The sequence below is a fragment of the Actinomadura montaniterrae genome (assembly GCF_008923365.1).
Lineage (GTDB): Bacteria > Actinomycetota > Actinomycetes > Streptosporangiales > Streptosporangiaceae > Spirillospora > Spirillospora montaniterrae.
The window spans coordinates 1-4,059 of record NZ_WBMR01000408.1 but is presented as its reverse complement, the minus strand read 5'-3'; the positions used below and the strand labels follow the sequence as shown (position 1 = coordinate 4,059).

The 4,059-nt window shown below is 73.1% G+C and carries 3 protein-coding genes; 1 reads left to right on the top strand and 2 read right to left on the bottom strand.

What is annotated here, in order from left to right:
* Nucleotides 1–300: 300 nt before the first annotated feature.
* Nucleotides 301–1,524, top strand: a complete 1,224-nt coding sequence (locus F9B16_RS49560; protein ID WP_151547211.1) for a L,D-transpeptidase — start codon at nt 301–303, stop codon at nt 1,522–1,524.
* 76 nt (nt 1,525–1,600) lie between these two features.
* On the opposite strand, the gene F9B16_RS49555 is transcribed toward F9B16_RS49560, so the two are convergent.
* The gene (locus F9B16_RS49555; protein WP_151547210.1) at nt 1,601–3,307 is read right to left on the bottom strand and encodes a GMC oxidoreductase; all 1,707 of its coding nucleotides are present in this window, start codon (nt 3,305–3,307) and stop codon (nt 1,601–1,603) included.
* 130 nt (nt 3,308–3,437) lie between these two features.
* On the bottom strand, nt 3,438–4,059 hold a 622-nt coding region (locus tag F9B16_RS49550), incomplete at its 5' end, for a helix-turn-helix domain-containing protein (protein WP_192809399.1).

Sequence of the window (4,059 nt, the reverse complement as noted above, 5' to 3'; positions counted from 1 at the left end):
CGCGCCTTCCCCGGCGCCCTCCCCGGCGGCGGCGCCCGCGGCGGCGCCCGCCGGCCCGCCCGCCCGGTGGCCGGGAACCCCTGGGGCGCCAGGGACGAAAGATGCGAAGAACCCCCCACACGATGCGAACCTTCGGGGCACGATGGACGTCACATGTGATCGGGCGTGAAAACCGGCCGTCCCCCCTGGTGCGGGCCGGGACCACAGGGCCGTTCGTCAGCGATCGCGTGGCGGGGTCCGCGCTCCGCCTGGTTCGGGTGGGCTGGATGAGGGAGAACGGTGCGAGGGAAGTCGTTTGCGGTGGTCGCTCTGGTCCTCGGGCTGGCGACGGCGTGCGGTGGCAGCAGCGGCGGCGGCGCGGGCGGGACGACGGCCGCGGGCGGTGACGACGGCGCCCCCAAGGTGACGATCACCCCGGCGAACGGGGCCGCGAAGGCGCGTCCGGACGAGGGCGTGACGGTGACGTCGACCGGCGGCACGCTCGGGCAGGTGTCGGTGAAGCTGAAGGGCGCCGAGGTGCCCGGCAGGCTGTCCGCCGACAAGACGCAGTGGCACTCGACGTGGACGCTGCAGCCGGGCGGCAGCTACCAGGTGTCGGCGACCGCGACGTCCGCCAAGGGCAAGGCCACCACGGCCACGAGCGCGTTCCGGGCGAGCAGGGCGACGGCCGCGACCGTGATCAACAACGTGGTGCCGAGCCCGAACGAGACGGTCGGCACCGGGATGCCGGTGTTCATCCAGTTCAACAAGACCGTCCCCACCAAGGCGCGCGCCGCCATCGAGAAGAGCATCGAGATCTCCTCGACCAAGCCGACCGAGGGCGCGTGGCGGTGGCTGGCGCCGGGCGAGTCGTTCAACGGCCTGCCGTCGCTGGTGTTCCGGCCGAAGCACCCGTGGGCGCCGCACCAGCGGGTGTCGGTCACCGTCCACTACGCCGGGCTGAAGATCGGCGACAGCGTGTACGGCGCGAAGGACGTGACCCGCAAGTTCAAGATCGGTGACTCGCACACCGTCCAGGTCAACGCCAAGACCGACCGGCTCGTGGTGAAGAAGAACGGCCGGACGGTCCGCACCTGGGGGGTCAGCCTCGGCGCGGGCGGCGACGTCCAGTCCGACGGCGTCGACCACCTGCTCACCACCAGCGGCGTCCACCTGACCATGGACCACAGCCGCCTGGAGCGGATGCGCCCGCCGGGCAAGAAGAAGGGCGACCCGGGCTGGTACGACGAGAAGGTCCCGTTCGCGACCCGGATCTCCAACAGCGGCGAGTACATCCACCAGAACATGGACGACCCGACCTGCCTGGGCAACCGCAACTGCAGCCACGGCTGCGTCCGCTCCCCCGCGAGCGACGCGCAGTGGTTCTTCGGCTGGTCGTACCGCGGCGACCTGGTCACCATCACGGGCACCAAGCGCCAGCTGCAGTGGACGAACGGCTGGGGCTACTGGCAGCTGCCGTTCACCAAGTGGGCGCAGGGCAGCGTCCTCGGCAAGCCCGTCACCACCACCGCACTGACCTCCTGACCTGACCTCGCGCCTCGACGGCCGCGCCGATCCCGCTGGGACCGGCGCGGCCGTTCGTGTTCGGCGAGGTGCCGAGTCAGACGATCGGGAGGGCCGCCGGGGCGTTCTCGGGGACGGCCGGGGAGCGGGGCGCGACGCGCTCGACGCGCTGGTAGGGGGCGCCGGGCTCGGGGCGCGGGTCCTTCTCGCCGCGGTTCGGCCAGAACGCCATCGCCCGCTCCGCCTGCGCCGTGATGGTGAGGGACGGGTTGACGCCGAGGTTCGCGGTGACCGCGGAGCCGTCCACGATGTGCAGGCCGGGGTGGCCGTGGACGCGGTGGTAGGGGTCGACGACGCCGGTCTCGGGCGTCTCGCCGATGACGCAGCCGCCGATGAAGTGCGCGGTCGTCGGGATGTTGAACAGGTCGAACCAGGTGCCGCCGGGGGTGGCGTCGAGCTCCTCGGCGAGCATCCGGACGGCCTTGTGCGCGACCGGGATCCACGTCGGGTTCGGTTCGCCCTCGCCGAGCCCGGCGGACAGCCGGCGGCGCCCGAGCAGGCCGCGCTTCTCGGTGACGGTGATGGAGTTGTCGGCGGTCTGCATGACGAGCGCGATCACGGTCCGCTTCGCCCAGTCCTTCAGCGACAGGCCGCGCAGGATGATCGTCGGGTGCCGAGCGGCCTGGCCGAGGAACTTCAGCCAGCGCGGCGCGCCGCCACCGTCGACGAGGAGCGTCCGGATGAAGCCCATCAGGTTGTTGCCGGCGCCGTAGCGGGTCGGCTCGATGTGGGTCTTCTCGTCGGGGTGGAACGAGGAGGTGATGGCGAGGCCGGTGCTGTGGTCGACGTCGTTCTTGCGGTGCCACACCGTCATCCGCTCGACGCCGAGGAGCGCCTCGGAGTTGGTGCGGGTCAGCTCGCCGAGGCGGGGCGACAGGTGCGGGAGCCGGCCTGCGGCCCGCATCCGGTGCAGGAGCCGCTGCGTGCCGTAGGTGCCGGCGGCGAACACGACGTGCTCGGCGGTCAGCGCCCGGCGGCGCTTCAGCAGCGGCCCGGTGCGCTCGACGTCGACCGTGTAGCCGCCGCCGTCGCGGGGCGTCACCGCGGTGACGGTCGTGTCGGCCAGCACCTTCACGCCGGCCCGCTCGGCCAGGTACAGGTAGTTCTTGGTGAGCATGTTCTTCGCGCCGACCCGGCAGCCGATCATGCAGGAGCCGCACGCGGTGCAGGTCGTGCGGCGGGGGCCGGCGCCGCCGAAGAACGGGTCGTCGTGGTCCTCGCCGGGCTTGTCGCCGAAGTACACGCCGACGGGCGTCGGATGGTAGGTGTCGCCGACGCCCATCCGGTCGGCGACGCGCCTCATCGCCTCGTCCGCCGGGGTGACGAGCGGGTTCACGGTGACGCCGAGCATCTTCCGCGCCTGGTCGTAGAACGGTTTCAGCTCGTCCTGCCAGTCGGTGATGTGGCCCCACTGCCGGTCCTTGAAGAACGGCTCCGGCGGGACGTACAGGGTGTTGGCGTACACCAGCGAGCCCCCGCCGACGCCGGCGCCGGCGAGGACCAGCACGCCGGCCTTGCCTCCGACGAGGTGGATGCGCTGGATGCCGCGCATCCCGAGCCGCGGCGCCCACACGTACTTCCGCAGCCGCCACGACGTCTTCGGCAGCGTCCTCTCGTCGAAGCGGCGGCCCGCTTCCAGCACGGCGACCCGGTACCCCTTCTCCGCCAGCCGCAGCGCCGACACGCTGCCGCCGAACCCGGACCCGACGACGATCACGTCGAAGTCGTACGCGTCACCGGACATGGGAGCATCACCTCACTGGACGGGCCGTGCATGGGGTCCCCGACTATTGCGGCGCTCTCCGTCGCGCACCATGCACGCGGTGCAACGATTCGGCGGCCTTTTTGTCACCGGACTGACAAAGAACGGTGCGTCAGCGTGCGGCACCGCGGTTGACGAGCCGGGCGTGCAGGATCAGCTCCATCTCCAGGCAGCGCCGCGGGTCCCGGAGGTCGTCGCCGAACAGGTCCTGCAGGTGCCGCAGCCGGTACCGGACGGTCTGCGGGTGGACGCGCAGCCGGCGGCTCGCGTCCGCGGCGTTGAAGTTGTGCTCCAGCAGGGCCAGCAGCGTCTCGGCGAGCCGTTCCCGGCGGGCCGGGGGGACGGCGCTGAGCGGCGCGAGCCGGGTCGCGGCGGCGTCGTCGATCAGCTCGCCCGCCCGCGCGATCACGAGCGCGGGGACGTGCTCGGCGCTGCGGATCAGCCCGCCGTCCGGGATCACCCCGCGCGCCGCGAGGGTCAGGGTCTCGCGCGCCCACCGCAGCGAGTCGGCCGCCCGCGCGAGCGGCACCGCCGGACCGACCGCCACCGCCCAGTCGCGGAGCAGCGCGTCCGGGAGGCGGGGGCGGCCGGGGCCGTCCGGGTCCGGGATGAGCAGGCACGGCTCCGGCGCCCCGAAGTCGCACAGCAGCCCGTCGGCGGCCGGGGCGGGCGTCCGGGCGCCGTGCTCGCGGCGCTGCCGGGCGACCGCGGCCGCGACGGTCGCGGGCAGCGGC

Coding starts and splice junctions, on each gene's coding strand:
- F9B16_RS49555 (WP_151547210.1), bottom strand. CDS start 3,307: ATGTCCGGTGACGCGTACGACTTCGACGTGATCGTCGTCGGGTCCGGG.